The 3,288-nt window shown below is 29.4% G+C and carries 4 protein-coding genes; 3 read left to right on the plus strand and 1 reads right to left on the minus strand.

Going from position 1 to position 3,288, the window contains the following annotated elements:
* Positions 1-342 precede the first annotated feature (342 nt).
* Positions 343-1,155 (minus strand): glycosyltransferase family 25 protein, encoded by an 813-nt coding sequence (locus BKK47_RS12260; RefSeq protein WP_077495088.1) that lies wholly within the window; start codon positions 1,153-1,155, stop codon positions 343-345.
* 133 nt (positions 1,156-1,288) lie between these two features.
* Between BKK47_RS12260 and BKK47_RS12265 the strand changes: the two genes are divergently transcribed.
* The 3 genes from BKK47_RS12265 to metJ form a co-directional block, all read left to right on the plus strand.
* Entirely contained in the window at positions 1,289-1,960 is a 672-nt protein-coding gene (locus tag BKK47_RS12265) for a glycosyltransferase family 25 protein (RefSeq protein ID WP_077495089.1), read from the plus strand.
* A complete protein-coding gene (locus BKK47_RS12270; protein ID WP_077495090.1) occupies positions 1,961-2,989 on the plus strand; it encodes a glycosyltransferase family 9 protein in 1,029 nt (342 codons plus the stop codon).
* 106 nt (positions 2,990-3,095) lie between these two features.
* Positions 3,096-3,288: met regulon transcriptional regulator MetJ (gene metJ, locus BKK47_RS12275; RefSeq protein ID WP_143529639.1), on the plus strand; the 193-nt coding region annotated here is incomplete at its 3' end.

Consider the following 3,288-nt stretch of genomic DNA (forward strand, 5'->3'; position numbering starts at 1 on the left):
ATAAAAAACTGTTAAAACAGGTATCTATAGTTTTAATCTCATTATGCACACGGATAAAAGCATAAGGTTTTATAGGCTTTCTTAATTTATATAACTTTTGTAAGCCTATATCAACAGTTAATGTTCTTGTTAAATTTGTATAAAATTTTAGAAAATTATATATATTCATATTTTATCTCTTCTTAATAAATAACATATTATTTCAAATAGGCTTTAGTGCTAATACCCTGTACAGATTTATAGAGGCTAGTGTCAAGTTTGTCAATAATTCTTTTAAAATGATAAACTACATAGAAGTCACGTTTTTGGTCTTAATTTTATACATTTCCTTTAATTAGAAAGTTATTTAAATAAAATTATATACTTTTCTCTTATTTTTGCTAATTTTTTAGCTTTCTCTTTCTTAAACGGTCTTTGTAGTTCACGAAATATTTTTTCCATTAAATTTCTTTCCACTTTAGGAGTAAGGCTTTCTCTAATTTTTTTTCTTTCTTCCTGAATTTGGCTATATAAATAACATTTTTCTTTATTAAACTCCATTTCTTGTACACAAATTGCTGGAGATATTTGGTAAATAGGTAGTTCATTTAGAAAGTGATCAAAAATCAATTCATCAATTGCAGCTAATTTATCATCCAAGGCGTTTCTTACTTTTTCTAGTAAAAACTTAGCTGTTTGGTTAGCTATAGTATATCCAGCAGTGCCAAAATGAACTTCTTTTAATATTTTAAATTCTCTATCTTTATAAGGAAAAATATCAGTGGTCTCATTTTTTACTGGCATTAAAAATGTTTCAAATCTTAAGATAAAATTTTTTTTTAAGTCAAATCGTTTAAAAAACCATTCATCTTGAAACAAGAATTCTTTTGCATTTTCACCTAGTAAAATATCATCCTCAAAAATGTTGATATAGGGTAAATTTTCATCAATACATTTTTTCCATAATGCTAAATGACTTAAAAGGCAACCTTTTTCACCGCTAGAAAGCTTTGCTTGATGAATATTCGGTAACAATTCAAGTATATCCGGTCTATTTAGATCATTTGGCGTAATGGCATCGAAAAATTGAAAAGGAATAGTATGCTTCCCAAACTCTTTAGTGACATGTTCTCGACGTTCTGTTGCTGATATTAGACTAATTACATAATTATTCATAGATAGGCAGAAAAAGTTAGTTGAAAGCACGGCTAGACTAAACTAAAATCGTCTTTAGGTCAAAGGTGTTTGTAGCTACTAGTTTTATAGCTGTTTTCTAGTTGCTTTAATATGAGTATGAGATAGAAAGAATATGCCATTACCACCTATTTTTATCATTAGTCTTAAAAATTCTCCTCGCAGAGCCGTTATTGCAAAACGATTGAGTTCGCTTAACATTTCTTTTGAATTTTTTGATGCCATTTATGGAAAAGATCTAACCTCTTATCAGTTATCAGAAATTGATTATGAATTCTATCCTAAATACTACGCAGCTCGAAAGCCTTTGACATTAGGTGAAATTGGTTGTGCAATGAGCCATATTCAATTATATAGACGGATTATTGATAATAATATTGAGCAAGCCATTATTTTGGAAGACGACGCTATCGTATATCAAGATTTTGAGGCGATAGTAAAAGATATTTTAAAGAAAGTACCAAAACGCAGAGAAATTATTTTTTTAGAGCATGGTAAAGCTAAGTCTTACCCTTTCAAACGAAATTTAATTGACGGCTATCGTTTAGTAAGATATAGAAGTCCATCAAAGTCATCGAAACGTAGCATTACCCGAGCGACAGGCTATATTTTAACTTTAGCTGGTGCGAAAAAATTAATGAATTATGCTTATCCAATCCGAATGCCGGCGGATTATTTAACGGGATTATTGCAAATAACCCATATTAATGTCTATGGTGTCGAACCACCTTGTATTTTTAGAGGAACAGATTCAGAAATTGATGCTATTGAACACAGGGATTATTAAATGAAATTTAAACAATTTTTGCGAAATCTAAGAATAAATATAGGGAAATTATTTATTGATCGTCGTCCCGAAACGAATAGCTTACCTATACAGAAAATATTATTTCTTCGTCAAGATGGAAAAATAGGAGATTATATTGTCAGTTCTTTTGCTTTTCGTGAGTTGAAAAAATTTAATCCTACGTTACAGATCGGTGTAGTTTGTACTAAACAGAATCAATATCTATTTTCACAAAATCCTTATATTGATCAATTTTATTTGGTAAAAAAGAAAAATATCAAAGATTATATTCGTTGTGGCTTTTCATTGGGTAAAGAAAATTATGATGTAGTAATTGATCCAACAGTATTTTTAAGAAACCGAGATTTATTATTGTTACGCTTAATTAATGCTAAAATAAATATTGGTTATCAAAAAGAGGGTTATAAACTGTTTAATCAGAATATCCCTTATAGCACTCAACATTTCTCTCAAGTTTATGCTGCTGCTCTGGAAAAGATTGGATTAACTAATATTGATTTGCAATATGACATTCCTTTTAATCAAAAAGCAGCAATGGTTATTTCTACTTTTCTAAAAGAAAATCAACTAAAAGATTATATTACATTAAACTTTTTTGGTTATTTTTCGATGAGGAAAATGTCTGATGAGAATATTACAACTCATTTAAATTATTTAACAGAAAATATTCAAAGCAAGAAAATTGTATTATTAAGTGCACCTGATACAAATGATAAGTTAATTAATTTAGCAAAAAACTTTACTAATGTTTTTGTTTATCCCACAACAGAAATATTTCATACAATTGAGTTAATTAGGCATTGCCAGCAGTTAATTTCTGTTGATACCTCAACTGTTCATATTGCTTCGGGCTTTAATAAGCCTATTATTGCGTTTTATCATAATAATGAATATGAATTTATCCACTGGAAACCGATGACTCAATCTCCGATGCATATATTGTTTTTTGATAAGACAGTTAATGAAATTACACCGGATAAAATTAACCTTGAATGGATTGAATCATAGTAAAAGTGCGGTCATTTAGCCGTCTAGATTGTTATTTGGTTCTTTTAGCATTAAAATAACCATAGATAATTTAGTTTTTATTTTCTTATTTGATTGCAAGGTACTTATGGCAGATTGGAATGGCAAATATATCAGCCCCTATGCGGAACACGGGAAAAAAAGCGAGCAGGTTAAAAAAATTACGGTATCAATTCCTATTAAGGTATTGGAAATTTTAACTAATGAACGTACCCGCCGCCAATTAAAAAGTTTACGTCACGCAACCAATAGCGAGTTGCTTTGTGAAGCCTTTCTCCATG

The organism is Rodentibacter mrazii (genome assembly GCF_001998825.1).
Taxonomy (GTDB): Bacteria; Pseudomonadota; Gammaproteobacteria; order Enterobacterales; family Pasteurellaceae; genus Rodentibacter; species Rodentibacter mrazii.